The 25,727-nt window shown below is 61.8% G+C and carries 25 protein-coding genes; 19 read left to right on the forward strand and 6 right to left on the reverse strand.

The genetic code is table 11. The features are described from left to right. Window positions 1–2: 2 nt before the first annotated feature. The gene (locus N8H22_RS16640; RefSeq protein WP_264591620.1) at window positions 3–521 is read right to left on the reverse strand and encodes a peptidoglycan binding protein CsiV; all 519 of its coding nucleotides are present in this window, start codon (window positions 519–521) and stop codon (window positions 3–5) included. Window positions 522–530: 9 nt separating this feature from the next. After that, the gene (gene mfd / locus N8H22_RS16645; protein ID WP_264591621.1) at window positions 531–3,968 is read right to left on the reverse strand and encodes a transcription-repair coupling factor; all 3,438 of its coding nucleotides are present in this window, start codon (window positions 3,966–3,968) and stop codon (window positions 531–533) included. Window positions 3,969–4,126: 158 nt separating this feature from the next. Between mfd and N8H22_RS16650 the strand changes: the two genes are divergently transcribed. From N8H22_RS16650 to sthA, 10 genes are all read left to right on the forward strand, one after another. Next, the gene (locus N8H22_RS16650) at window positions 4,127–5,578 is read left to right on the forward strand and encodes a glyceraldehyde-3-phosphate dehydrogenase (RefSeq protein WP_264591622.1); all 1,452 of its coding nucleotides are present in this window, start codon (window positions 4,127–4,129) and stop codon (window positions 5,576–5,578) included. Between the two features lie 340 nt (window positions 5,579–5,918). Further along, window positions 5,919–7,256 carry a Na(+)-translocating NADH-quinone reductase subunit A gene (locus N8H22_RS16655; RefSeq protein ID WP_264591623.1) on the forward strand — a complete coding sequence of 446 codons (1,338 nt, stop codon included), beginning with the start codon at window positions 5,919–5,921 and terminating at the stop codon, window positions 7,254–7,256. A gap of 3 nt (window positions 7,257–7,259) precedes the next feature. Next, window positions 7,260–8,471: an NADH:ubiquinone reductase (Na(+)-transporting) subunit B gene (locus tag N8H22_RS16660; protein ID WP_264591624.1), complete on the forward strand. Its 1,212-nt coding sequence runs from the start codon at window positions 7,260–7,262 to the stop codon at window positions 8,469–8,471. After that, the gene (locus tag N8H22_RS16665) at window positions 8,464–9,252 is read left to right on the forward strand and encodes a Na(+)-translocating NADH-quinone reductase subunit C (protein WP_264591625.1); all 789 of its coding nucleotides are present in this window, start codon (window positions 8,464–8,466) and stop codon (window positions 9,250–9,252) included. Before N8H22_RS16660 ends, N8H22_RS16665 begins: the two co-directional genes overlap by 8 nt. Next, the gene (locus tag N8H22_RS16670; protein ID WP_264591626.1) at window positions 9,249–9,923 is read left to right on the forward strand and encodes an NADH:ubiquinone reductase (Na(+)-transporting) subunit D; all 675 of its coding nucleotides are present in this window, start codon (window positions 9,249–9,251) and stop codon (window positions 9,921–9,923) included. The genes N8H22_RS16665 and N8H22_RS16670 overlap by 4 nt, the downstream gene beginning before the upstream one ends. Further along, window positions 9,923–10,531 carry an NADH:ubiquinone reductase (Na(+)-transporting) subunit E gene (gene nqrE / locus N8H22_RS16675; RefSeq protein WP_264591627.1) on the forward strand — a complete coding sequence of 203 codons (609 nt, stop codon included), beginning with the start codon at window positions 9,923–9,925 and terminating at the stop codon, window positions 10,529–10,531. The genes N8H22_RS16670 and nqrE overlap by 1 nt, the downstream gene beginning before the upstream one ends. A gap of 12 nt (window positions 10,532–10,543) precedes the next feature. After that, the gene (gene nqrF / locus N8H22_RS16680) at window positions 10,544–11,770 is read left to right on the forward strand and encodes an NADH:ubiquinone reductase (Na(+)-transporting) subunit F (protein WP_264591798.1); all 1,227 of its coding nucleotides are present in this window, start codon (window positions 10,544–10,546) and stop codon (window positions 11,768–11,770) included. A 1-nt stretch (window position 11,771) separates the two neighbouring features. Next, window positions 11,772–12,824, forward strand: a complete 1,053-nt coding sequence (locus tag N8H22_RS16685) for an FAD:protein FMN transferase (RefSeq protein WP_264591628.1) — start codon at window positions 11,772–11,774, stop codon at window positions 12,822–12,824. After that, window positions 12,821–13,054 carry a (Na+)-NQR maturation NqrM gene (gene nqrM / locus N8H22_RS16690; protein ID WP_264591629.1) on the forward strand — a complete coding sequence of 78 codons (234 nt, stop codon included), beginning with the start codon at window positions 12,821–12,823 and terminating at the stop codon, window positions 13,052–13,054. Before N8H22_RS16685 ends, nqrM begins: the two co-directional genes overlap by 4 nt. A 155-nt stretch (window positions 13,055–13,209) precedes the next feature. After that, a complete protein-coding gene (gene sthA / locus N8H22_RS16695) occupies window positions 13,210–14,604 on the forward strand; it encodes a Si-specific NAD(P)(+) transhydrogenase (protein ID WP_264591630.1) in 1,395 nt (464 codons plus the stop codon). 180 nt (window positions 14,605–14,784) lie between these two features. Here sthA and N8H22_RS16700 read toward each other — a convergent pair whose 3' ends face one another. Genes N8H22_RS16700 through N8H22_RS16710 form a run of 3 tightly spaced genes read right to left on the reverse strand, consistent with a single transcriptional unit; the run spans window position 14,785 to window position 16,398 of the window. Then, on the reverse strand, window positions 14,785–15,525 hold the full coding sequence (locus N8H22_RS16700; RefSeq protein ID WP_264591631.1) for a glycerophosphodiester phosphodiesterase: 741 nt from the start codon (window positions 15,523–15,525) through the stop codon (window positions 14,785–14,787). Further along, window positions 15,522–15,824 (reverse strand): phosphodiesterase, encoded by a 303-nt coding sequence (locus tag N8H22_RS16705; protein ID WP_264591632.1) that lies wholly within the window; start codon window positions 15,822–15,824, stop codon window positions 15,522–15,524. Before N8H22_RS16705 ends, N8H22_RS16700 begins: the two co-directional genes overlap by 4 nt. Before the next feature lie 4 nt (window positions 15,825–15,828). After that, the gene (locus N8H22_RS16710) at window positions 15,829–16,398 is read right to left on the reverse strand and encodes a PilZ domain-containing protein (protein WP_264591633.1); all 570 of its coding nucleotides are present in this window, start codon (window positions 16,396–16,398) and stop codon (window positions 15,829–15,831) included. Window positions 16,399–16,496: 98 nt separating this feature from the next. On the opposite strand from N8H22_RS16710, the gene N8H22_RS16715 reads away from it, so the two are divergent. Genes N8H22_RS16715 through N8H22_RS16725 form a run of 3 tightly spaced genes read left to right on the forward strand, consistent with a single transcriptional unit; the run spans window position 16,497 to window position 19,694 of the window. Continuing rightward, complete coding sequence (locus N8H22_RS16715; RefSeq protein ID WP_264591634.1) at window positions 16,497–17,744, forward strand: lipoprotein-releasing ABC transporter permease subunit; 1,248 nt, start codon at window positions 16,497–16,499, stop codon at window positions 17,742–17,744. A 7-nt stretch (window positions 17,745–17,751) separates the two neighbouring features. Next, window positions 17,752–18,450 carry a lipoprotein-releasing ABC transporter ATP-binding protein LolD gene (gene lolD / locus N8H22_RS16720; RefSeq protein WP_264591799.1) on the forward strand — a complete coding sequence of 233 codons (699 nt, stop codon included), beginning with the start codon at window positions 17,752–17,754 and terminating at the stop codon, window positions 18,448–18,450. Then, on the forward strand, window positions 18,450–19,694 hold the full coding sequence (locus tag N8H22_RS16725) for a lipoprotein-releasing ABC transporter permease subunit (RefSeq protein WP_264591635.1): 1,245 nt from the start codon (window positions 18,450–18,452) through the stop codon (window positions 19,692–19,694). The genes lolD and N8H22_RS16725 overlap by 1 nt, the downstream gene beginning before the upstream one ends. Before the next feature lie 9 nt (window positions 19,695–19,703). On the opposite strand, the gene N8H22_RS16730 is transcribed toward N8H22_RS16725, so the two are convergent. After that, window positions 19,704–20,219 carry a DUF2062 domain-containing protein gene (locus N8H22_RS16730; RefSeq protein WP_264591636.1) on the reverse strand — a complete coding sequence of 172 codons (516 nt, stop codon included), beginning with the start codon at window positions 20,217–20,219 and terminating at the stop codon, window positions 19,704–19,706. A gap of 153 nt (window positions 20,220–20,372) precedes the next feature. Between N8H22_RS16730 and N8H22_RS16735 the strand changes: the two genes are divergently transcribed. From N8H22_RS16735 to kdsB, 6 genes are all read left to right on the forward strand, one after another. Next, window positions 20,373–22,598, forward strand: a complete 2,226-nt coding sequence (locus N8H22_RS16735; RefSeq protein WP_264591637.1) for a DNA internalization-related competence protein ComEC/Rec2 — start codon at window positions 20,373–20,375, stop codon at window positions 22,596–22,598. 71 nt (window positions 22,599–22,669) lie between these two features. Beyond that, complete coding sequence (locus N8H22_RS16740; RefSeq protein WP_264591638.1) at window positions 22,670–23,305, forward strand: MotA/TolQ/ExbB proton channel family protein; 636 nt, start codon at window positions 22,670–22,672, stop codon at window positions 23,303–23,305. Further along, window positions 23,302–23,730 (forward strand): biopolymer transporter ExbD, encoded by a 429-nt coding sequence (locus tag N8H22_RS16745; protein WP_264591639.1) that lies wholly within the window; start codon window positions 23,302–23,304, stop codon window positions 23,728–23,730. Before N8H22_RS16740 ends, N8H22_RS16745 begins: the two co-directional genes overlap by 4 nt. Further along, window positions 23,730–24,734: a tetraacyldisaccharide 4'-kinase gene (gene lpxK, locus N8H22_RS16750; RefSeq protein ID WP_264591640.1), complete on the forward strand. Its 1,005-nt coding sequence runs from the start codon at window positions 23,730–23,732 to the stop codon at window positions 24,732–24,734. Before N8H22_RS16745 ends, lpxK begins: the two co-directional genes overlap by 1 nt. Window positions 24,735–24,779: 45 nt before the next feature. Then, complete coding sequence (locus N8H22_RS16755) at window positions 24,780–24,965, forward strand: Trm112 family protein (protein WP_264591641.1); 186 nt, start codon at window positions 24,780–24,782, stop codon at window positions 24,963–24,965. After that, window positions 24,962–25,726, forward strand: coding sequence for a 3-deoxy-manno-octulosonate cytidylyltransferase (gene kdsB / locus N8H22_RS16760; protein WP_264591642.1), 765 nt, complete (start codon window positions 24,962–24,964; stop codon window positions 25,724–25,726). Before N8H22_RS16755 ends, kdsB begins: the two co-directional genes overlap by 4 nt. Window position 25,727: the final 1 nt, after the last annotated feature.

Consider the following 25,727-nt stretch of genomic DNA (forward strand, 5'->3'; position numbering starts at 1 on the left):
ATTCAGCGGCTCGCCTTGATCAGCAGGCCGAGGCTGTTGTGGTCGATGTAGCGCAGCTCGCCGGGACGTAGCCGGACTTTCTGCCGCAGTTGTTCGCTGGCGAGCAGTTGGCCGTACTCGCCGAAGCGATTGACCCAGAAGCGCGCGTCCACCTCCAGCCAGCGGCCCTGGCGCAGAACGAGAGTGCCCTGCAGGGGAAAATGCTCGAAGTGCGACTGGCCCTGGGCAAGACTCAGGCGGACGCTTTGATCGTCGAGGCGTTGCCGCCAGGTTTCGTGCAGCAGCACGCGATAGCCGTCGCTGGCATCCAGCCGGGTGGCCAGCTCGTCGAGTGCCGGGGCGCGTCGGGCTGCAGCCTCGAGCCGCGGCGCGGCATGTGCCCAGTCATGGGGTGCGCGTTGACTGGCCTCCAGCGGCGCGGCCTGGCGAAACAGGATGAGCTCGATCCGGTACGGTTCCTGCGCCACAACCGGTGGCGCGGTCAGCAGGGCCAGCAGGGCAAGACGACGTAGCGACTGCATGAGGCATCCTTACTCGTTGGGCGCGAGGCGTTCCAGCAGCGCTTCGAGGGTGTTGAAGCGTTCCTCCGGACGTTCCATCGGGACCTGGAATTTGAACAGCGTGGCGCCTTCGAACTTGTAGCGATTCGGCTGGCTCTGGATCAGCTTGATCAGCACCATCGGGTCGACCGAGGTATCGGCCGAGAACTCGATGCGTCCGCCCTGCGGGCCGGCGTCGATCTTGGTGATACCGAGCTTTTCCGCCTGCAACTTGAGCAGCGTCAGGCGCACCAGGTTCTTGGTCGGCTCGGGCAGCAGGCCGAAACGGTCGATCATCTCCACTTGCAGTTCTTTCAGCCCGTCCTCGTCGGCGGCGTTGGCGATGCGCTTGTAGAGAATCAGGCGCGCATGCACGTCCGGCAGATAGTCTTCGGGGATCAGTGCCGGCAGGCGCAGGTTGATCTCCGGGCCGCCACCCAGCGGCTGTTCCAGATTGGGCTGTTCGCCCTTGCGGATGGCCTTGACCGCGCGCTCGAGCATTTCCATGTAGAGGGTGAAGCCGACCGCCTGAATCTGCCCGCTCTGGCCTTCGCCGAGCAGCTCGCCGGCGCCGCGGATTTCCAGGTCGTGGGTGGCCAGGACAAAGCCGGCACCGAGGTCCTGGGCGTTGGCGATGGCTTCCAGACGCTTCTGCGCATCATCGGTCATGGCCTTGCGTGGCGGCGTCAGCAGGTAGGCATAGGCCTGGTGGTGGCTGCGACCGACGCGGCCGCGCAGCTGGTGCAGCTGGGCCAGACCGAACTTGTCGGCGCGCTCGATGATGATGGTGTTGGCGCTGGGCACGTCGATGCCGGTCTCGATGATGGTCGAGGCCACCAGCACGTTGAAGCGCTTGTGGTAGAAGTCGCTCATCACCTGCTCGAGTTCGCGCTCACGCATCTGCCCGTGGCCGACGGCAATACGGGCCTCGGGCACCAGCTCGGCGAGGTCGGCGGCACACTTCTCGATGGTCTTGACGTCGTTGTGCAGGTAATAGACCTGGCCGCCACGCAGAAGCTCGCGCAGCAGCGCTTCCTTGATCACGGTGTTCTGCTGCTCCATGACGAAGGTGCGCACCGACAGCCGGCGCGCCGGCGGCGTGGCGATGATCGACAGGTCGCGCATGCCGGCGATGGACATGTTCAGCGTGCGCGGAATCGGCGTGGCGGTCAGGGTGAGGATGTCCACCTCGCTGCGCAGCGCCTTCAGTTGTTCCTTCTGGCGCACGCCGAAGCGGTGTTCCTCGTCGATGATGACCAGGCCGAGGTTGTTGAACTTAACGTCGTCCTGCAGCAGCTTGTGAGTCCCGATGAGAATGTCGATCTTGCCTTCGGCGAGCTCGGCGATGGCGCTCTGCACTTCCTTGGCCGACTTGAAGCGGCTCATCACCTCGACGCGCACCGGCCAGTCGGCGAAGCGGTCGCGAAAGCTGTTGTAGTGCTGCTGGGCGAGCAGGGTGGTGGGCACCAGTACCGCCACCTGCTTGCCGCCATGCACCGCGATGAAGGCCGCGCGCATGGCGACTTCGGTCTTGCCGAAGCCGACGTCGCCGCAGACCAGACGGTCCATTGGCTTGGTCGAGAGCAGGTCCTCGCGTACTGCGTCGATGGCGGTTTGCTGATCGGGCGTTTCCTCGAAAGGGAAGCCGGCGGCGAAGGTTTCGTAATCGACCTGCGGGTCCTTGAAGGCATAGCCCTGGCGTGCGGCGCGGCGGGCGTAGATGTCCAGCAGCTCGGCGGCGACGTCGCGCACCTGTTCGGCGGCCTTGCGCTTGGCCTTCTGCCAGGTTTCCGAACCAAGCTTGTGCAGCGGCGCCAGGGCGTCGTCGCTGCCGGTGTAGCGGGCGATCAGGTGCAGGCTGGCGACCGGCACGTAGAGCTTGGCCTCGTCGGCGTACTGCAGCAGCAAAAACTCCTGCGCCTGGCCTTCGATTTCCAGGGTAACCAGCCCCTGATAGCGACCGACGCCGTGATCGATATGCACCACCGGTGCGCCTTCGCGCAACTCGGTGAGATTCTTGATGACGTTATCGCCGCCGTCGCGACCTCTCTCTCGCCGTCGGCGCTGCATGACGCGCTGGCCGAACAGCGGGCTTTCGGCGACTAGCGCGACGTTGTCCAGCAGCAGACCTTCGTCGAGCGGCGCGATGGTGATCGCCAGGCGTTCCTGGCTGGCGAGGAATCCGGCCCAGCCTTCGACTTCTTGCGGCCGTAGCTTCAGACGAGCGAGCAGCTCCAGCAGCACCTCGCGGCGACCGGCGGATTCGGCGCTGAACAGCACGCGTCCTGAGTAGCTCTCGAGGAAGTGGCGTAGCTTGCCCAACGGCTCGCCGGCCTTGGCCTCGATCGCCAGCTCCGGCAGTGCCTGTGCAGCGAAGCGCTCGCGACCGATGCCTGGCTCGACGTCCTGCTGGCTGGCGACCACGCGTGGCCACAGCTTGAGGCGGGCGAAGCAGTCTTCTACCGGCACGAACAGCTCGGCAGGCGGCAGCAGCGGCCGCTCGGGGTCAACGCGGCGCTCCTCGTAGCGGTTGCGCACGTCGTTCCAGAACTGCTCAGCGGCCTGTTCGATGCCGGGCAGCGAAAAGACCTGGCTGTCCTCGGGCAGGTAGTCGAAGAGCGTCGCAGTCTCTTCATAAAACAGTGGCAGGTAGTACTCGATGCCTGCCGGGGTGATGCCGGTGGAGAGATCCTGATAGATCGGGCAGCGGCGGAAATCGACGTCGAAGCGCTCGCGGAAGCGTGCACGGAAGCCGGTAACCGCCTCCTTCTTCAGCGGGAACTCGCGCGCCGGCAGCAGGCGGATCGACTCGACCTTGTCGATCGAGCGCTGATTCTCCGGATCGAAGGTGCGCAGCGTTTCTATTTCGTCGTCGAACAGGTCGATGCGGTAGGGCAGGGCGCTGCCCATGGGGAACAGATCGATCAGCGCGCCGCGTACGGCGAACTCGCCATGCTCATAGACGGTGTCCACGCATCGGTAGCCGGCCGCTTCCAGGCGTAGGCGCATCTGCTCGACGTCAAGCTTCTGCCCGACATCCAGCACCAGGCTTGAGCCGAGCAGGAAGCGCTTGGGCGCCAGCCTGTGTAGGGCGGTGGTGATCGGCACTACCAGCACGCCGTGGCTCAGCTCCGGCAGCTGATAGAGCGTGGCGATGCGCTGGGAGATGATGTCCTGATGCGGCGAGAACAGGTCGTAGGGCAGGGTTTCCCAGTCGGGAAAATGCAACACCGGTAGCTCGGGCGCGAAGAAGGCGAGCTCTTCCTGCAGGCGTTCGGCGCTCTGGCTGTCGGCGGTTAGCAGGAGCGTGAAGCGTGAGGCGTTGCTGGCTGCTTCGGCAATCGCCAGGCTCAGCGCGGCTCCTGGAAGATTGCCCCAGTGTTGCTTGCCGCTGGCAGCAGGCAGCGGGGGAAGGCGCAAGACGGACACGAGAAGGCGTGGCTCCGATCGAAAAATAGGCCGCCGGGATTGTAACTATCGAGGTGCTCGGCTGTCAGTGTTTCGTCCGCTGCAGATTGCCGGCGCTAGGGTGCGCCGTCATAATGTAGCCCCTTTTCTCAGCCCCTACATGTTGGAAGGAACTGCCCGTGACTCAGAAGCCCGACCAGTGTCTTGGTGAATGGATTGACCGCGAAGCGCTCGCCGAAGCGATGATTCCGCTGATTGGTCAGCTGTACCGTAACAACAACGTGGTGACTTCGATCTACGGGCGCGGCCTGATCAATCGTTCGGTGATCGCCATCCTCAAGGCGCACCGTTTCGCCCGTCACCGCATTGCCGACGAAGCCGAACTGTCGGTGCATGACACCTTCCAGATCCTCAAGACCATGAGCGAGATGAACCTGGGGGCCGCTTCGGTCGATCTGGGCAAGCTGGTGGCCAAGTACAAGGAAGCGGGCAACGGCCGCAGCCTCGAGCAGTTCGTGCGCGAGGAACTGGCTGAAGTAGCTGACAAGCGTCACACCGTCGCCGGCCGTAAAGGCACCGACGTCGTGCTGTATGGCTTCGGCCGCATCGGTCGCCTGCTGGCGCGCATCCTGATCGAGAAGACCGGTGGTGGCGACGGCCTGCGCCTGCGTGCCATCGTCGTGCGCAAGGGCGCCGACAATGATCTGGTCAAGCGCGCCAGCCTGCTGCGTCGCGATTCGGTGCATGGTCCGTTCGATGGCACCATCACCATCGACGAAGAGAACAACACCATCACCGCCAACGGCAACCTGATCCAGGTGATCTACTCCAACGACCCGGCCTCGGTGGACTACACCCAGTACGGCATCGAGAACGCACTGCTGGTCGATAACACCGGTAAGTGGCGTGACGCCGAAGGTCTCGGTCAGCACCTCAAGTGCCCGGGTGTCGCTCGCGTCGTGCTGACTGCGCCGGGCAAGGGCGAGCTGAAGAACATCGTGCATGGCATCAACCATGGCGACATCACCGCTGATGACAAGATCATCTCTGCCGCGTCCTGCACCACCAACGCCATCGTGCCGGTGCTCAAGGCAGTGAACGATCAGTACGGCATCGTCAACGGTCACGTCGAAACCGTTCACTCGTACACCAACGACCAGAACCTGATCGACAACTTCCACAAGGGCAGTCGTCGTGGCCGTAGTGCCGCGCTGAATATGGTGATTACCGAGACCGGTGCGGCTACTGCTGCGGCCAAGGCGTTGCCGGTGCTCAAGGGCAAACTGACCGGCAACGCCATTCGTGTGCCGACGCCGAACGTGTCCATGGCGATCCTCAATCTGAATCTGGAAAAGGCCACCAGCCGCGACGAGATCAACGAGTACCTGCGCCAGATGGCCATGCACTCCGATCTGCAGAAGCAGATCGACTTCGTCAACTCGCAGGAAGTTGTTTCAACAGATTTCGTCGGCTCGCGCCACGCTGGTGTGGTGGACGCCGAGGCGACCATCTGTAACGACAACCGCGTCGTGCTGTATGTCTGGTACGACAACGAGTTTGGCTACAGCTGCCAGGTAGTGCGAGTGATGGAAGACATGGCCGGGGTCAACCCGCCAGCCTTCCCGCGCTAAGCGCTGCGCCAGTTGAACGAAACGGGAGCTACGGCTCCCGTTTTGCTTTTTGGTGGCTCGTCAGGACCGCATGAATCTTCCGCAAGTAGCCCGTCGTCCGCAGGTTCGCAGCGGTATCGCGTGGCGCCGTTATTCCTAATCCGCTTGTCCGCAGTCAAAAAACGGCGCGTCCCGGGTGGCCAGTCAAGGCACACCCCCCCTATAATCGGGCGGATTTTTTACCTGGGTCCGCGGCATAGCGTCGCGCCAATAACGTATTGGTGCGCGCTGCGCAATCCTACTTTTGTGGCAAGCCGTCGGCCTGAAAAAAGCTTTCCAAAATAAGTGGTTAGGCAAACCGATGATCAATATAAAACGAGGGCTAGACTTGCCCATAGCCGGTGCGCCAGCGCAGCGTATCGAGGTCGGAAGGCCTGTGCGCAGCGTAGCCGTCATAGGCTTCGACTATCCAACGATGAAGCCGACCATGGCGGTGCAGGTTGGGGATCGGGTTAAGTTGGGCCAGCTTCTGTTTTCGGACAAGAAGTCGCCCGGCGTGAATTTCACCGCTCCTGGTGCCGGCGTGGTCAGTGCGATTCATCGCGGTGAGAAGCGCATCCTGCAATCGATCGTCATCGATCTTGAAGGGGATGACGAGGAGTCGTTCGCTGCCTATTCGGTCGCGCAGCTGGACAGCCTGAGCGGCGAACAGGTTCGGGAGAATTTGCAGCAGTCCGGACTCTGGACGGCGCTGCGTACGCGCCCTTACAGCAAGGTTCCGGCGATCGATGCGGTGCCGAACTCGATCTTCGTCACGGCGATCGACACTCATCCGCTGGCTGCTGATCCATCGATCATCATCGGCGAGCAGGCCGAAGCCTTCGAGGCGGGCCTCAAGGTGCTCACCAGGCTTGCCAAGGTGTTTCTGTGCAAGGCGTCCAACGTCGCGCTGCCCGGCGAAGGTCTTGCCAATGTACAAACCGAGGCGTTCAGTGGGCCGCATCCGGCGGGTCTCGCCGGTACGCACATCCATTTCCTCGACCCGGTTAGCGCCAGCAAGAGTGTCTGGGCCATCGGCTATCAGGATGTGATCGCGATCGGCAAGCTGTTCACCAGCGGTCGCCTGTCGGTCGAGCGCGTCGTCTCACTGGCGGGGCCTGTGGTGGCGACTCCGCGTTTACTGCGTACCCGTCTCGGTGCCAACCTGGATGAGCTGACCGCAGGCGAGTTGCAACCGGGCGGCAATCGTGTGGTTTCTGGCTCGCTACTCGGCGGTCGTACCGCGCATGGTGCATTCGCCTATCTCGGACGCTACCACCAGCAGGTTTCCTGCCTGCGCGAGGGCAAGGAACGCGAGATGCTGCACTACATGCGTGCCGGCGTGGACAAGCACTCGATCCTCAACATCTATATCTCCAAGCTGATGGCCGGCAAGAAGTTCGCCTTCTCCACCTCGACCAACGGCAGTCCGCGGGCAATGGTGCCGGTGGGCAACTACGAGGAAGTGATGCCGCTCGACGTGCTGCCAACCCAATTGCTGCGCTCGCTGATCGTTGGCGATACCGAGATGGCCCAGAAGCTCGGCTGCCTCGAACTCGATGAAGAGGATCTGGCACTGTGCAGCTATGTCTGTGCCGGCAAATACGAATACGGCCCGATCCTGCGGGACAATCTGACCCGCATCGAGAAGGAGGGATAAGGCATGGGCATTCGCGCATTCCTCGACAAGATCGAGCACCATTTTGAAAAAGGCGGTAAGTACGAGAAGTGGTATGCACTCTACGAAGCCGCAGACACCTTCCTCTATCGTCCGGGCAGCGTCACCAAGACCACCGCGCACGTGCGTGACGGCATCGACCTCAAGCGGATGATGATCACCGTCTGGTTGTGCACCTTCCCGGCAATGTTCTTCGGTATGTGGAACGCCGGTTATCAGGCCAACCTGATCTACGCGGCCAATCCGGAGTTGCTGCAGGCACAGTCCGACTGGCAGTTCGCCCTGACCGGCATGCTGGCAGGCTTTGATCCGGGCAGTCTGTGGGACAACTTTGTCCAGGGCGCAGCGTACTTCCTGCCTATCTACGCGGTGACCTTCATCGTCGGCGGCTTCTGGGAAGTGCTGTTTGCCTCCATCCGCAAGCATGAGGTCAACGAAGGATTCTTCGTGACATCTGTGCTGTTCGCGCTGATTCTGCCGCCGTCGATTCCGCTGTGGCAGGTTGCGCTGGGCATCAGCTTCGGTGTGGTGATCGGCAAGGAAGTCTTCGGAGGTACCGGCAAGAACTTCCTCAACCCGGCGCTGACTGGTCGCGCCTTCCTGTTCTTCGCCTATCCGGCGCAGATGTCTGGTGATGTGGTCTGGACTGCGGTCGACGGCTACGCCGGTGCGACAGCGCTGAGCCTCGGCTTCGCAGGCGGCATCGAGAATGTGATCAGCAACGGCATCACCTGGATGGATGCCTTCATCGGTACCATTCACGGTTCGGTCGGTGAAACCAGCACCCTGGCGATCCTAATCGGTGGCGCGGTGTTGCTGATGACCAAGATTGCCTCCTGGCGGATCGTTTCCGGGGTGATGCTGGGCATGATCGGTCTGAGCTACCTGTTCAACCTGATCGGCTCGGACACCAACCCGTTGTTCGCCATGCCCTGGTACTGGCACATGGTCGTCGGCGGCTTTGCCTTCGGCATGATCTTCATGGCAACCGATCCCGTCTCGGCATCGATGACCAATACCGGCAAGTGGATCTTCGGCATTGTCATCGGCGTGATGGTCGTGCTGATCCGTGTGGTTAACCCCGCCTTCCCGGAAGGCATGATGCTGGCGATTCTGTTCGCCAACCTTTGTGCACCGTTGATTGACCATTTCGTCATTCAGGCCAACATCAAGCGGAGGCTGGCACGTAATGTCTAGTCAAAAAGAATCCACCGTCCGCACGCTGACGGTGGCCCTGCTGGTCTGCCTGGTCTGCTCCGTATTCGTCGCAGGCGCGGCGGTTGCGCTGCGACCAACGCAGCTGGAAAACCGCCAGCTTGACAAGCAACGCAGCATTCTGGCGATCGCCGGTCTCGGCGAGGCGGGTATGTCCGCCAAGCAGGTCAAAGCGCTCTATGGCGAGCGCATCGTCGCCAAGCTGGTCGATCTGGAAACCGGCAAGTTCAGCGAAGAGTTCGATGCGCAGAGCTTCGACCCGCTGGTCGCTGCCAAGGATCCGGCGCTGTCCTCAACGCTTGCAGGTGAACAGGACATTGCCTCGATCAAGCGTCGTGAGCGCTACAGCACCGTATACATGGTGGAAAAGGACGGCCAACTGGATACCCTGATCCTTCCGGTACGCGGCTATGGGCTGTGGTCGACCCTGTACGGTTTCATGGCGGTCAAGGGCGATCTGAACACTGTGGTTGGCCTGGGCTTCTACCAGCACGGTGAAACCCCCGGTCTGGGCGGTGAAGTCGATAATCCGAAATGGCGTGGCCAGTGGCCGGGCAAGGAGCTCTTCGACGACAGCGGCAAACTGGCCGTGCAGATCGTCAAGGGCGGGGTAGACCCGCAGAGCCCCAAAGCCGATCACCAGGTCGACGCACTGGCGGGTGCGACGCTGACCAGTAACGGCGTCAACAACCTGCTGCACTTCTGGCTGGGTGAAAACGGCTTCGGTCAATTTATCGCTAACCTGCGTGCTGGGGAGGCTTGAGCATGTCGCAACCTACTATCAAGGAAGTCCTGTTCAATCCGGTCTTCAACAATAACCCCATCGGTCTGCAGATCCTCGGTATCTGCTCTGCGCTGGCGGTGACCTCAAACCTCAAGACGGCGCTGGTGATGTCCATCGCGCTGACGCTGGTGACCGCGTTCTCGAGCATGTTCATCTCGATGATCCGTAGTCAGATCCCGAGCAGCATCCGCATGATCGTGCAGATGGTGATCATCGCTTCGCTGGTGATCGTGGTCGATCAGCTACTCAAGGCATATGCCTTCGCGCTGTCCAAACAACTGTCGGTATTTGTCGGTCTGATCATCACCAACTGTATCGTGATGGGGCGAGCTGAAGCCTTTGCTATGCAGAACCCGCCAATGCTGTCGTTCTTCGACGGTATCGGCAACGGCCTGGGCTACAGCGCCATGCTGATCGCGCTCGGTATCGTTCGCGAGCTGACTGGTGCTGGCAAACTGTTGGGTTACACCATTCTGCCGGTAGTCAACGACGGCGGTTGGTATCAGCCCAACGGCATGATGCTGCTGCCGCCTTCGGCATTCTTCCTGATCGGCCTGTTCATCTGGGGCATTCGTGCCTGGAAGAAAGAGCAGGTTGAGAAGCCTGCCTTCAAGATGGCGCCGCAAGTCTCGAACAAGGAGGCTTACTAATGGAGCATTACATCAGCCTGTTCGTCCGTGCCGTGTTCATCGAGAACATGGCTCTGGCGTTCTTCCTTGGCATGTGCACCTTCATCGCGATTTCCAAGAAGGTGGAAACCGCCATCGGCCTGGGCATCGCGGTCATCGTGGTGCAGGCGATCACCGTGCCGGCCAACAACCTGATCTACACCTATCTGCTCAAGAGCGGAGCGCTGGCTTGGGCCGGGCTGCCCGAGGTCGATCTGTCGTTCCTCGGTCTGCTGAGTTACATCGGCGTGATCGCGGCGATCGTGCAGATTCTCGAGATGCTGCTCGATAAGTACGTGCCCAGCCTGTACAACGCGCTGGGTGTGTTCCTGCCGCTGATCACGGTGAACTGCGCCATCATGGGTGGCACGCTGTTCATGGTCGAGCGTGACTACAACCTGGCGGAAAGTACGGTCTACGGCGTGGGCTCCGGTCTGTCCTGGGCTCTGGCCATCGCCTTGCTTGCCGGCATCCGCGAGAAGCTCAAGTACAGCGATGTACCGGAGGGCCTGCAGGGGTTGGGGATCACCTTCATCACCATCGGACTGATGTCGCTGGGCTTCATGTCTTTCTCTGGCGTACAGCTGTAAGGACGGGATGAACTGATGAGTTACGAAATTTTCCTCGCCATCGGCATGTTCACCGCCATCGTGCTTGCACTGGTGGTGATCATTCTGGCGGCCCGCGCCAAGCTGGTATCCAGCGGCGACGTGTCCATCGAGATCAACGGCGAACGCACGATCACCGTACCGGCTGGCGGCAAGCTGCTGCAGACGCTGGCGGCGAACAACATCTTCCTTTCGTCCGCCTGTGGCGGCGGCGGTACCTGTGCGCAGTGCAAGTGCATCGTCGAGAGCGGTGGTGGCGAAATGCTGCCCACCGAGGAGTCGCACTTCACCCGGCGCGAAGCTGGCGAGGGCTGGCGCTTGTCCTGCCAGACGCCGGTCAAGGCGGACATGAAGATCGAGGTTCCGGAAGAAGTCTTCGGTGTGAAGAAGTGGGAATGCACGGTGGCGTCGAACCCCAACGTGGCCACCTTCATCAAGGAGCTGACGCTGCAACTGCCGGAAGGCGAGAACGTCGACTTCCGTGCTGGCGGTTACGTGCAGCTGGAATGCCCGCCGCACACGGTGAAATACAAGGATTTCGACATCCAGCCGGAATTCCGTGCCGATTGGGACAAGTTCGATCTCTGGCGTTACGTCTCCAAAGTCGACGAAACCACCATTCGCGCCTACTCCATGGCCAACTACCCGGAAGAGCGAGGACTGGTGAAGTTCAATATTCGCGTGGCGTCGCCGCCGCCGGGGCGAGACGACATCCCGCCGGGCAAGATGTCCTCGTGGGTATTCAGCCTCAAGCCGGGCGACAAAGTCACCGTCTATGGTCCGTTCGGTGAATTCTTCGCCAAGGATACCGATGCTGAGATGGTCTTCATTGGCGGTGGCGCCGGCATGGCTCCGATGCGCTCGCACATCTTCGACCAGCTCAAGCGCCTGAAATCCAAGCGCAAGATGAGCTTTTGGTACGGTGCGCGCTCCATGCGCGAGGCGTTCTACGTCGAGGAGTACGACAAGCTGCAGGCGGAGAATCCAAACTTCGAGTGGCATCTGGCACTGTCCGACCCGCTGCCCGAAGATAATTGGGAAGGCCCGACCGGCTTCATCCACAACGTGCTGTACGAGAATTACCTCAAGGACCATCCGGCGCCGGAGGATTGCGAGTTCTACATGTGCGGCCCGCCAATGATGAACGCCTCGGTGATCAAGATGCTCACCGAGCTGGGCGTCGAACCGGAGAACATCCTGCTCGACGACTTCGGCGGCTAGCATGGCCCGAGCGTTACTGCGGCCTTTCAAGGCTGCTGCGCCACTCCAGCCCGTCATCGCTGTCGCTCTCGCGGCAGCCCTGACGGGCTGTCTGTTTCAGGACAAGGTCGAATCCTTCGACGGTCCGACCATGGGTAGCACCTTTTCGATCAAGTACGTGCGCAGCGATGGCGTGGCCGAGAAGCAGCAGCTGGTGCGCGAAACCGAAGCGATCCTGGCTGACCTTGATCGCCAGCTGTCGACCTATCGTTCCGATTCGGATATCGAGCGCTTCAATGCCCAGCCGGCGGGGCGGTGTGAGGTCATGCCTGAGGCGGTGCGGCTGCTGGTCGATGCCGGCAAGCAACTGTCCGAGGAAAGCGATGGTGCATTCGATCTCACTCTTGAGCCGTTGCTCAATCTCTGGGGTTTCGGTCCTAACGGGCGCGTCGAGCAAGTGCCGGCACCGGAGAAAATCGCCGAGGTTCGACACTATGTGGGCTATCAGCACCTACGGGTCGACGGTCAGAAGCTATGCAAGGATGCTGCGGTGGAGCTGGATTTCAACAGCATCGCAGCCGGCTACGCGGTTGACCGAGTGGCGGCGCGGCTACAGGAGCTAGGGGTGCGCAGCTATTTGGTGGAGATCACGGGTGAGCTTAAAGCGCAGGGGCGTAAGCCTGACGGCGCCTCCTGGCGGATTGCAATCGAGGCGCCGCGCGATGATCAGCGAGTTGCTCAGCAGATCATTGAGCTCGACGGCCTGGCGGTTTCCACCTCCGGCGACTATCGCAACTATTTCGAGCGCGATGGCCGGCGGTACTCACATACGCTGGATCCGCAGACCGGCAGCCCGATCGAGCATAAACTGGCGGCAGTGACGGTGCTGGACGGCTCCGCGTTGCGTGCGGACGGGCTGTCGACGACATTGATGGTCATGGGTCCTGAGCGGGGGTTCGACTTCGCCAGTCAGCGGAACATCGCAGCCTTCTTCGTGATTCGCGAAGGGCAGAATTTCGTAACGAAAAGCACCCCGGCCTTCCAGCAGGTCGTCGGTGCGGGAGTAGCGCAATGACGTGGTTACTGGTGTTTCTGGTCATGCTGATCGTTGTGTTCGGCATGGCTATCGGCGTGATCATGGGTCGAAAGCCCATCGCGGGTTCTTGTGGCGGTATTGCCAATCTAGGAATCGAGAAGGAATGTTCGATCTGCGGCGGCAGCCGTGAGAAGTGCGAAGAGGTGAATGAAGCGAACAAGGGACAAGGCGACAAGGCCGCTTTGGCCTACGACGCCAGCAAGCGTTAACCCGCCTTCGCGCGTAGGTTCATAGTCGCTGAATCCCCGGCTGCGCCGCCGTCAGTGTGGCGGTTATCACGTACCGTCCTGCGCAGCGTCTCTCCCTGGTTTGCAGCGAATTGGTTGACAGCGGCGCATGGCTCGCCGCGTTTTCAGGAGTGTATATGGCTGTCTATAACTACGATGTGGTGGTGTTGGGTTCCGGTCCGGCCGGGGAGGGCGCGGCAATGAACGCCGTGAAGGCGGGACGCAAGGTCGCCGTGGTAGACAATCGGCCGTTGGTCGGCGGCAACTGCACGCATCTAGGCACTATCCCGTCCAAGGCGCTGCGCCATTCCGTTCGCCAGATCATGCAGTACAACACCAATCCGCTGTTTCGCCAGATCGGCGAGCCGCGCTGGTTCTCTTTCCCCGATGTGCTGAAAAGCGCAGAGAAGGTGATCAGCAAGCAGGTCACCTCGCGTACCGGTTATTACGCGCGCAATCGCATCGATACCTTCTTCGGAACCGCCAGCTTCGCTGATGAACAGAGTGTCGAAGTTGTCTGTCTCAATGGGATGGTGGAAAAACTGGTCGCCAACCAGATCGTCATCGCCACTGGCTCGCGTCCGTATCGTCCGGCCGACATCGATTTTGGGCATCCGCGGGTCTACGACAGTGACACCATTCTGAACCTCAGCCACACCCCGCGCCGCATGATCATCTACGGAGCCGGCGTGATCGGTTGTGAGTATGCATCGATCTTCAGCGGCCTGGGAGTGCTGGTCGACCTGATCGACAACCGTGACCAGCTGCTCAGCTTCCTCGACGACGAGATCTCCGATGCGCTGAGTTATCACCTTCGTAACAACAACGTGCTGATTCGCCATAATGAAGAGTACGAGCGGGTGGAGGGGCTGGAGAATGGAGTGATTCTGCACCTCAAGTCCGGCAAGAAGATCAAGGCCGATGCATTCCTCTGGTGCAATGGCCGTACCGGTAATACGGACAAGCTGGGGTTGGAGAATATCGGCCTGAAGGCCAATAGCCGCGGTCAGGTGCAGGTGGACGAGTTCTACCGCACCGCCGTTGGCAACATCTATGCGGCAGGCGATGTGATCGGCTGGCCTTCGCTGGCCAGCGCGGCGTACGACCAGGGCCGCTCGGCGGCAGGCAGCATCGTTGATAACGACACTTGGCGCTTCGTCGATGACGTGCCGACCGGTATCTACACGATTCCCGAGATCAGTTCGATCGGCAAGAACGAGCGCGAGCTGACCCAGGCGAAGATCCCCTATGAGGTGGGCAAGGCCTTCTTCAAGAGCATGGCGCGCGCGCAGATTTCCTTCGAGCCGGTTGGCATGCTGAAGATTCTCTTTCACCGCGAGACGCTCGAAGTCCTCGGGGTGCACTGCTTCGGCTATCAAGCCTCCGAGATCGTCCACATTGGCCAGGCGATCATGAATCAGAAAGGCGAGGCGAATACCATCAAGTACTTCGTCAACACCACGTTCAACTACCCGACCATGGCCGAGGCCTATCGCGTCGCGGCGTTCGACGGGCTCAACCGGCTTTTTTGAGCGGCTCCGGCCGGTGGCCTGAGCCGGTCGGAGACTCCAGCGATTCCCGGGGGTGGCGCTGGCCGAACCGGGAAAGTCTGTGATCAGGTAGGTAAGGTGGGACAGCCGTAAGGGCTGCACCGCCGTCGCGCCTCAGGTAGTGCTGCTGGCTCGTGCATGACCTCTTGGGTGAGTTTTGCGTTACCTTTTGACGCCCGTTCGGGATGTTCCGAGAGTGGCTACCGCCACCCCGGGGAAATCGGTGATGAGGCTATCCGCGCCGAAATCGGCGAGTCGACGCATCAGCGCCGGCTCGTTTACGGTCCAGACGGACACATGCAAACCCTGTTGCTGGGCCTTCGCCAGACGCTCGGGAGTGCACAGCGTCCATTTCAACGCGAGCAGGTCACAACCATAGTGGCGTGCAACCTTCAGCGGATCGAGCCAGGCGTATTCGGCGACCAACCCGCGGGAGATTGCCGGGGCCAGGCGCTTCAGCGCCCGCAGGACTTCACGTGAACTCGAGGTTACCGTGATCCGGTCGAGCAGTTGATGGCGCTCAGCTAGCGCCTTGATCGCCAGTACCGTCCGCGCCGCTCGATCTCGCGATGCGCTTTTGACCTCCAGCTGCCAATGCTCGAATGCGCAATTCTCGAACAACTCGGACAGCCTTGGAATCGGACAAGGCTGCTTCCAGCCGGGCCCGCCGAGACGCGCATCGTAGCCGGCCAATTCTTCTGCCGAATGCTGGGCGACCTTGCCGCGCCGGCCGGTGGTGCGTTTGAGCGTCGGATCGTGGATGACCATCAGCTCGCCGTCACGGGACAGGTGCAGGTCCAGCTCACAACGACTTACGCCGTGCTGCAGACATTGCTGGAAGCTCGTGAGGGTATTTTCCGGTGCTTCACCTTTGGCGCCACGATGGCCGTAGATCAGGGTCACGGTAGGGACTGCTCCTGTGCAGTGATGGGGCGGTGATGGCGCACGCTGTTGATCACTCGCTCGTTCTCGAAATAGACCGAAAATTCACGATAATCCCAGCGAGTGATCGGTGGTTTGCCTACAGTTGGATGCTCTTCATCGGCCAGGCCGAAGTGTTCCAGCACGCGATTTTTGTGCTCGCCGCGGGCGGGCATGTCGATCGTTGGTGTGCCTTGCGTGCCGATCGGAATGTGCAGTTGCTCGGCGAGTGACGACTGGCTGAGCGTAAACAGGAGAAGAAGGGCGGGCAGGCGCAGCATTGGGTCAGCTTCCTTGTTGATGATCTCGGGCCAGGCGTCGTTGCAGCGCCTGTTTCTGCAGGATATGCCGGGCCAGCAATTGTCGCTGTGCATCAGTCAGCGCTTCGAACTCGGTCCCCAGCTGGTAGTCGCCCTTATCAAGCGCCGCGCAATGGGTCACCCTGGCCTGTAGCGTCAGCCCCAGCGCCTGTGGCAGCAGTACCAGCCTGAGGGTAAGGAGTGTCCCCAGTTCAACGGGTACATCATGGGCGAAGCTGACGCCACCCTCGGAAAGCACCACTGGACGCGCCGGGCCGATTTCTTTGAGCAGGTCCTGGGCAAGGGCCTGGCCGATGAGTTCGATGCGCTTGTTCTGCACCTTCAGGTAGTTGGCCAGGGTGCGGTTGCCTTCGGCGATCTGGCGCAGCAGGTGCTGGGCTTCGAAATCCAGCTGATGCAGTTCGGCGAGTAGGTCGAACAGCTGTGGTGATGCGCCGTCGGTAGAACGGTCCGGTGTGGGTGGGATGATTTCCAGTGCGATCCGATCGTCGATACGGTAGTATTCGCGGCGTTCTTCAATCTCTTGTGTCGGCATGGCGAGCCCCGGTCAGCAGTGATTTTCAGAGTGTAACAGGGCCCAGGCAGCGCCAGCCGCATGCTCGTTTCCTACCTCGCCAGCGAACCCGTCGATCTATGTTCAGACCGCTGTCCGTGTTCATCGGAGCGCGCTACACCCGCGCCAAACGTCGCAGCCTCTTCGTTTCCTTCATTTCGCTGACCTCCATGATCGGACTCGCGCTTGGCGTGCTGGTGATGATCGTCGTGTTATCGGTAATGAATGGTTTCGATCACGAGATGCGCACCCGCGTGCTTGGCATGGTGCCGCACGCCACCATCGAAAGCGCGGTACCAGTGGACGACTGGCAGGGGCTGGGCGAACAGCTTTCTCGTCATCCACAGGTCAGTGCTGTAGCGCCGTTCATTCAGATGCAAGGGTTGCTGACGCATCAGGGGCAGGTCTCCAAGATTCTGATCAACGCAGTAGATCCGCAGGTCGAGCCCAAAGTCTCGATCATCGATCGATTCTTCCGCGAAGGTGCGCTCGCGGACCTCGCGCCCGGCGAGTTCGGCATCGTGATCGGTGACAAGGCCGCTCAGAAGCTCGGAGTGGGCGTAGGGGACAAGATTACCTTCGTCGCGCCGGAAGTGACCGTGACGCCCGCCGGGATGTTCCCACGCATGAAACGTTTCACCGTGACTGGCATCTTCCACGTCGGGGCGGGCGAGATCGACGGCTACGTGGCGCTGGCTAATATTGCCGATCTCGCACGCCTGCACCGCTGGAAGCCGGGGCAGGTCCAGGGGTTGCGTCTGCGCTTCGACGATTTGTTCCAGGCGCCGCGGATTGCCTGGGAGCTGGCCGGCCAGTTGGACGGCGATTTCTACTCGCGAGACTGGACGCGGACCCACGGCAACCTCTATCAGGCGATTCGCATGGAGAAGGCGATGATCGGCCTGCTGCTACTGCTGATCGTTGCGGTGGCCGCATTCAACATCATCTCCACGCTGGTCATGGTGGTTACCGACAAACGTGGTGACATCGCCATCCTGCGCACGCTCGGCGCGACACCACGCCAGATCATGGCGATCTTCATGGTACAGGGCACCGTGATCGGTGTGGTCGGGACGCTGCTCGGGGCGGTGCTGGGCATTCTTGCAGCACTCAACATCAGCGGCTGGATCGCTGCCTTGGAGCGCCTTATCGGACACAAATTTCTCAGTGCCGATGTGTATTTCATCGACTACCTGCCGTCGCGACTGATGGCCGCGGATGTGATCCAGGTATGCGTCGCCGCGTTGGTCCTGAGCTTTCTCGCTACCCTGTATCCGGCCTGGCGCGCCGCGCGTACGCAGCCGGCAGAGGCGCTTCGTTATGAGTGAAATGGCTATGAATGAGCTGTCTTCCGAAGATCGCGCGGTGCTCAGTTGCCGCAACCTGGGCAAGCGCTACGAGCAAGGACCGGAGTCGGTCGATGTGCTATCGGGACTGCAGCTGGAGCTTTTTCCCGGACAGCGCGTGGCGATAGTCGGCAGTTCCGGCTCCGGCAAGAGCACGCTGCTGAACCTGCTGGGCGGGCTGGACACGCCGAGTCACGGCAGCGTCTGGCTGGCCGGCGAAGAGTTGTCGGCGCTCAACGAGAAGGAGCGTGGGTTGCTACGCAACCGTGCGCTGGGCTTCGTCTACCAGTTCCATCATCTGTTGCCGGAATTCACGGCACTGGAAAACGTCTGCATGCCATTGCTCATAGGCAAGGTGGCGATCCCGGAGGCGCGCGCGCGCGCAAGCGAATTGCTGACGCGCGTCGGCCTGGGGCACCGGCTGGAGCACAAACCGGCCGAGCTCTCCGGCGGCGAACGCCAGCGCGTGGCGATTGCGCGAGCGCTGGTGAATCGTCCGGCTCTGGTGCTGCTCGATGAGCCTACCGGCAATCTCGACCATCACACTGCTCAGGGTATCCAGGATCTGATGCTCGAACTGAGCACATCGCTGCGCACTGCATTTCTGGTGGTTACCCATGACCGTCAGCTAGCTGCGCAGATGGATCAAATCCTGCGCCTGGAAGACGGCCGGTTGGTGGCCGAATAATGTTCCGTCCACTGAGTGTCTACATCGGTAGCCGTTACACGCGGGCCAAGCGGCGCAATCATTTCATCTCGTTCATCTCCCTGACCTCACTGATCGGTCTGGCGCTGGGAGTGCTGGCGATGATCCTGGTGCTCTCGGTGATGAACGGCTTCCAGCGCGAGATGAGTTCGCGAATCCTTGGCATGGTGCCGCATGCCACGGTCTTCGGTACACAGCCGCTGGATGATTGGCGCGCCTTGCGGCAGCGGTTGCAGATACATCCTGAGGTGTTGGCCGGTGCGCCGTTGACACAGCTCGAAGGCATGCTGTCGTACAAGGGCAGCATGCAGCCGATACAGGTCAATGGCATCGAGCCGCAGGCCGAGGCTGGTGTGTCGATCGCTGCTACACGAATGGTCGCGGGCCGCCTCGATGACCTTAAGCCGGGCGAGTTCGGGGTGATTATCGGCATGATCACTGCGCGGCGCTTTGGGCTCTCGGTGGGGGACAAGCTGACGCTGATCGTGCCCGAAGTCAGCTCTACGCCCGGTGGGATTACCCCGCGTATGCAGCGTCTGAACGTGGTCGGTGTGTTCAAGGTTGGCGCAGACCTCGACGGCAGCCTGGCAATGATTCATCGCAGCGATGCTGCACAGATCCAACGCTGGCAGCCAGAGCAGGTGCAGGGTGTGCGGGTCAAGCTTGTCGATCTTTACCGCGCGCCGCAGGTGGCCGAGCAGCTGCTGGCTTCGCTGGGCGACGCTTATCGTGCCGAGGACTGGTCGCATACGCAGGGCAGTCTGTTCAGTGCGATGAAGATGGAGAAGACCATGATCGGTGTGCTGCTGATGCTGATCGTGGCGGTGGCCGCGTTCAATATCATCGCCACGCTGATCATGGTGGTTGCCGACAAGCGGGCGGACATCGCGATCCTTCGCACTCTGGGCGCAACGCCCCGGCAGATCATGGCGATCTTCATGGTGCAAGGCAGCCTCATCGGCTTCAGCGGTACGCTGATCGGTATCGTGCTCGGCGTACTCGGCGCGCTGAACGTGAGCGGACTAGTCGGTTGGCTGGAGCGCGTGACCGGCCAGCACATCTTCAGCTCCGATGTGTATTTCATCAGCACGTTGCCGTCGGAACTGCGCTGGGAAGATGTCGCGATCGTTGCGCTGGTGACGCTGAGTCTGAGCTTTCTGGCAACCCTCTATCCGGCCTGGCGCGCTGCGCAGACTCAGCCAGCCGAGGCGTTGCGCTACGAATGACGCCGGCGCTCAGCGCCGGTCATTCTGCCGCTTGCGCCAGTTGCGACCGACCCACCAGCGCCAGTACCCCTGCGTACCGGCGTAGCCGAGCAGCGCAAAGCCGATCGCCATGACCAGCGAACCGAGGTAGAGCGGCTGCCAGTTGCTCTGCAGCAGCTGAGTTACCCACGCCAGGCTCAGCTCATCGGGCATGTTGACCGCAGGCGTATCCATCAGCCAGGCGCCCACCTTGTAGTTGCAATAGAACACCGGCGGCATTGTCAGCGGGTTGGTCAGCCAGACCAGGCCGATGGCGATCGGCAGGTTGGCCCTGGCCGGCAGAGCGCAGATCGCCGCCGCGAGCATCTGCATGGGCATGGGAATAAGCGCCCAGAACAGGCCGATGGCCATTGCCCGGGATACCGAGTGGCGATTGAGATGCCATAGGTTGGGATCGTGAATCAGCGCGCCGAGAAAACGCAGGGACTTGTTAGTCTTGATGCGATCAGGATGCGGCATGTAGCGTTTGAAGAAACGACGCGGCATGAAGGTTCTCTGGCGGGCTGAGCTTGTCGATTATGCCCCTATTTTGATGGTCGCGCCGACAGTAGTTTTGTCACATAAGTTCTATTGCCGCCGCGCGAAAATGCGGCGAGCGTTCCGGTATTTCTTTGGAAAGGATTCCGAGGAGGATCGACGATGCGTGCAGGGATGCTGGCATTGGCCGTCGGCTTGGTTTTACCGCGTTTCTCTCCGGAGCTGCCGGCGTCGTGGGAACTGTTAACCCTGGCGATGCTGGGTATGGTCTGCGCGCTGCGTCCCGGCTGGCGCCCGCTGGCGTGCTTCTGCGCAGGCCTGCTCTGGGCGTGCATCCACTTCCAGACCGCGTTGGCCGAGCGGCTGCCGGTCGAACTGGACGGGCGCACGTTCTGGCTCGAGGGGCAGGTAGTCGGGCTGCCTGATGTTCGTGGCGATGTGGTGCGCTTCGAGCTGACCGATATCCAGTCGCGGCATGTCGGGTTGCCGTCGCGCCTGCGTTTGGCTTGGTACGACGGCCCGCCTCTACGGGGTGGTGAGCGCTGGCGGCTGGCGGTGCGGCTTAAGCGTCCATCAGGGATGGTCAATCCGCAATCATTCGATTACGAGGCTTGGCTGCTGGCGCGCGGCATCGGGGCAACCGGTTCGGTCAAGGCTGGTGAGCGCCTGCAGGCTGCCGCCGGCGCGGGTGGCTGGCGTGACCGATTGCGCAGTCGGCTGATGGCAATCGACGCACAGGACCGGCAGGGCGCCATCGCAGCATTGGTGGTGGGGGACAGTTCGGGGTTGTCTGCGGCTGACTGGCGAGTGTTGCAGGACACCGGCACGACCCATCTGATGGTCATCTCCGGCCAGCATGTCGGCATGCTGGCCGGGCTTGTCTATGGAATGGTTGCGCTGCTGGCGCGCCTTGGTTGGTGGCCGCGGAGTCTGCCCTGGTTGCCTTGCGCGTGTGCGGCTGCGCTCGTCAGTTCACTTGGCTATGGTTGGCTGGCGGGTTTCGAGGTGCCTGTACAGCGTGCCTGCATGATGGTCGCGGTGGTGTTGCTATGGCGACTGCGCTTCCGTCAGTTGCGCATCTGGCTACCGTTGCTGATCGCTCTTGACGGTGTGCTGTTGCTGGATCCTCGAGCGAGTCTGCAGGCCGGATTCTGGCTATCGTTCGGCGCCGTTGCATTGTTGGCACTGGTTTTCTCCGGGCGTCTGGGGCGCTGGTCGTGGTGGCAAACCCTACCGCGTGCACAGTGGGCGATGCTGCTGGGGCTGTTGCCGTTGATGCTTGCGCTGGGTCTGCCCGTCAGCGCGAGCGGGCCGCTGGCCAATCTACTGGCAGTGCCCTGGGTCGGCCTGACGGTGCCGGTCGCGCTGCTGGGAACATTGCTGTTGCCCTTGTCGGGAGTAGGCGAAGGCCTGTTGGGGCTGACGGGTTGGTCGCTGTCGATGCTGTTCCAGGTGCTGTCAGTTATTGCTAGCTGGCAGCCGGCTTGGTTCGCCGCAGGCTTGCCGAGCTGGGCTTGGTTGCTGGTTGCGCTGGGGGCAACGGTCCTGTTGTTGCCGGCCGGTGTCCCGCTGCGCGCGCTGGGCGTGCTGCTCTTGCTGCCGTTGCTGTGTCCGCCGCAGCAGGCCCCGGCCGTCGGGCGTGCACAGGTCTGGGTTTTCGACGTGGGGCAGGGGCTGTCCGTGCTGGTGCGTACTCGGGCTCACGCATTGCTCTACGATGCCGGACCGCGGCGCGGTGATTTCGATACCGGCGAGCGAATCCTGTTTCCCTCCCTGCGCCGGTTGGGTGTCGGTCGTCTGGACCTGCTATTGGTCAGTCATGCCGACAACGATCATGCCGGTGGTGCCGAGGCCGTACAACGCCTGCAGGGGGCGCAGCGGGTGCTCAGTGGCGAGCCTGCGCAGCTGCCCCCATCACTGCAGGCGGAACTCTGCGATTCATCGCAGGCCTGGCAGTGGGACGGCGTGCGCTTTGACCTCTGGCGCTGGCCGCAAGCGGCGGATGGCAACCAGTCGTCCTGCGTGCTGATGATCGAGGCCAGTGGCGAGCGCATGCTGCTGACCGGTGATATTGACACGCTCGCGGAGCGGGCCCTTGTGCAAAGCGGCAGACCCGTAGGAGCGCAGTGGCTGTTGCTGCCCCACCATGGCAGCAACAGTTCTTCGTCGCCCCCGTTCCTCGCGGCGGTGCGCCCGAGCGCCGCACTGATCTCGCGCGGCCGCCACAATGCCTTCGGTCATCCGCACCCGGCGGTGCTTGAGCGGCTCGGTTCCCGCGACGTTCGCTTATACGATACTGCTGCAACCGGTGCGCTTAAGGTTGAATTGGGGACGTTCGGCGCGGCGCAGGGTTTACGCGAGCAGCGACGATTCTGGCGGGAAAAATGAGAACGGCGACGGTCGGCGGCCTGGTGACCCTATGCTAGAGTGGCGCCACTTTTCCGAGGGGGATTCATCTCGTGTGGGAGCTGGTCAAAGCAGGTGGCTGGATAATGCTGCCGATCATCCTGTGTTCAATCGTCGCGGCCGCGATCATCGCCGAGCGACTGTGGACGTTGCGACCGAGTCGCGTCACACCTCCGCATCTGCTCGGCCAGGTGTGGAAATGGATCAAGGACAAGAAGCTTAGTAACCAGAAGCTCAAGGAGCTGCGCGCCGACTCGCCCCTGGGCGAGATACTCGCGGCAGGCCTGGCCAACTCCAAACGTGGTCGCGAGATCATGAAAGAGTGCATCGAAGAAGCTGCCGCCCGGGTAGTGCACGATCTTGAGCGTTATCTCAACGCGCTTGGCACGATCGCGGGTATCGCTCCGTTGCTCGGACTGCTCGGCACCGTGCTGGGCATGATCGAGATCTTCAGTGCCTTCATGGGCTCGGGCATGGCCAACGCGCCATTGCTGGCAGGCGGTATCGCCAAAGCGCTGATCACCACTGCGGCCGGTCTCATGGTGGGCATCCCGGCTTTGTTCTTCCACCGTTTTCTCCAGCGTCGAGTCGACGAGCTGGTGGTCGGCATGGAGCAGGAGGCGATCAAGCTCGTCGAGGTGGTGCAGGGCGATCGCGACGTCGATCTGGGTGACGAGGGCAAGGCGTGAAGTTCCGGCGCAAACCGCGGGAGAACGTCGAAATCGGTCTGGCCCCCTTGATCGACGTGGTGTTCATCCTGCTGCTGTTCTTCGTTGTCACGACCACCTTCACCCGCGAGACGCAACTCAAGGTGGATCTGCCCGAGGCTGCCAGCGGCACACCGCCTCAGGAAAGCGAGATAAAGCAGCTGGAAGTCGTCATCGATGTGGATGGCAATTACTCGCTCAACGGCAAGGCTTTGCTCAAGAGTGACCTGAACTCGCTGATGGCGGCACTGAACAAGGAGTCGGAGGGTGACAGCAGTCTGCCGATGATCATCAGTGCCGACGGCAAGACGCCGCACCAAGCTGTGATTACGGCAATGGATGCAGCCGGCAAGCTGGGCTTCTCGCATCTGCGCATCACCACCGTCGAGGCGCAGGCAGCGCCCTGATGTCGTTTATCGAGCGTCTCCAGCACGCCTGGTATCAAGGGCATCCGGCATTGACGCTGCTGGCACCGCTGGAGGCGATCTATCGCTGGGTGGTCGCTCGCAAGCGCCAGCGCTTTCTCGCGGGACGGGCCCAAGCCTACCGGGCTCCCGTGCCGATCATCGTGGTCGGCAACATCACTGTAGGTGGCACCGGCAAGACGCCGCTAATCCTCTGGTTGATCGAGCACTGCCGTGCACAAGGCATTCGGGTTGGAGTGGTCAGTCGTGGTTATGGCGCGACACCGCCGACGCTGCCGTGGCGGGTACGGCCGGAGCACTCAGCGAGCGAGGCGGGCGATGAGCCGTTGCTCATCGTGCAGCGTACCACCGTGCCACTGATGATCGATCCCGACCGCGCACGTGCGGTGCGAGCGTTGCTGGAAGCTGAGCCGCTGGACCTGATCCTCTCCGACGACGGCCTGCAGCACTACGGTCTGGCAAGAGATCTCGAGCTGGTGTTGGTCGACGCTGCCCGTGGCCTTGGCAATCGCCGCTGTCTTCCGGCCGGGCCGCTGCGTGAGCCCGTTGAGCGCCTGCAGGACGTGGATGCTGTGTTGCTCAATGGTGCTGCTGCAGACGAGACCGCAGGGTACGCCTTCTGCCTGCAACCATCGGCGTTGATCGAGCTGCGGAGTGGCGAATTCCGGCCGCTCGACCATTTTCCAGCGGGGCAGTCGTTGCACGCCGTCGCTGGTATCGGCAACCCGCAGCGTTTCTTCGCCACGCTTGAGACGCTACACTGGCGCCCGATTCCGCATCCCTTCGCCGATCACGCCGCCTATAGTCCGGAGCAGCTGAGGTTCACTCCCGAGTTGCCGCTGGTAATGACCGAGAAGGATGCGGTGAAATGCCGGGCGTTCGCGCCCTCAGGCTGGTTCTACCTGCAAGTTCAGGCCGCGCCTTCGCCGGCGTTCATTGCCTGGTTGGATGGCCAGCTGGCTCGTTTGCTGCCTGATCACATATAAGCCGTCCGATCTGCAGGTGCAGTCGGCCGCTTCCAAGGACTGCGCATGGATACCAAACTTCTCGATATTCTGGCCTGCCCCCTGTGCAAGGGGCCGCTGAAGCTGGCTGACGACAAAACCGAGCTGATCTGCAAGGCTGACGGTCTGGCCTTTCCGGTGCGCGAAGGAATTCCGGTAATGCTGGAAAGCGAGGCCCGTACGCTTGACGTGGACGAGCGCTTGGACAAATGAGCATTGCTTATACCGTCGTTATTCCCGCGCGTTATGCCTCCAGCCGTCTTCCCGGCAAGCCTTTGCAGGAGATCGCGGGTAAACCGATGATCCAGTACGTCTGGGAACAGGCGCGCAAGAGCGCCGCCCAGCGGGTGGTGGTGGCTACCGATGACCAACGCATCCTCGACGCCTGTGCCGGCTTTGGCGCCGAGGCGGTGCTGACACGAGTCGAGCACAACTCCGGGACTGACCGCTTGGCTGAAGTGGCGAACCTGCTTGGGCTGGCGGCCGATGCCATCGTGGTCAACGTACAGGGTGATGAGCCCTTGATTCCACCCGCGGTGATCGACCAGGTGGCGGCCAATCTGGCGGCGCACCCGGAAGCGGCGATGGCGACTCTGGCCGAACCATTTACCGATGCGGACACGTTGTTCAATCCCAACGCCGTCAAGGTGCTGGCGGACATCAATGGTCTGGCGCTGACCTTCAGCCGCGCGCCGCTACCCTGGGCACGAGATGCGTTTGCCGAGCGCCGCGATGTGCTGCCGACCGACGTTCCTTACCGCCGCCATATCGGCATTTATGCTTATCGTGCTGGTTTCCTGGCGAATTTTGTCGCCTGGGGGCCCTGTTGGCTGGAGAACACCGAGTGTCTGGAGCAGTTGCGTGCGCTCTGGCACGGCCAGCGCATTCACGTGGCTGATGCTGTCGAATCGCCGCCAGCTGGCGTGGATACGGCGGAAGACCTGGAGCGAGTCCGGCGTTTGCTGGGGCATTGAG

Origin of the sequence: Stutzerimonas sp. S1 (genome assembly GCF_025966695.1) — a bacterium.
In the GTDB taxonomy this organism is placed as follows: Bacteria; Pseudomonadota; Gammaproteobacteria; order Pseudomonadales; family Pseudomonadaceae; genus Stutzerimonas.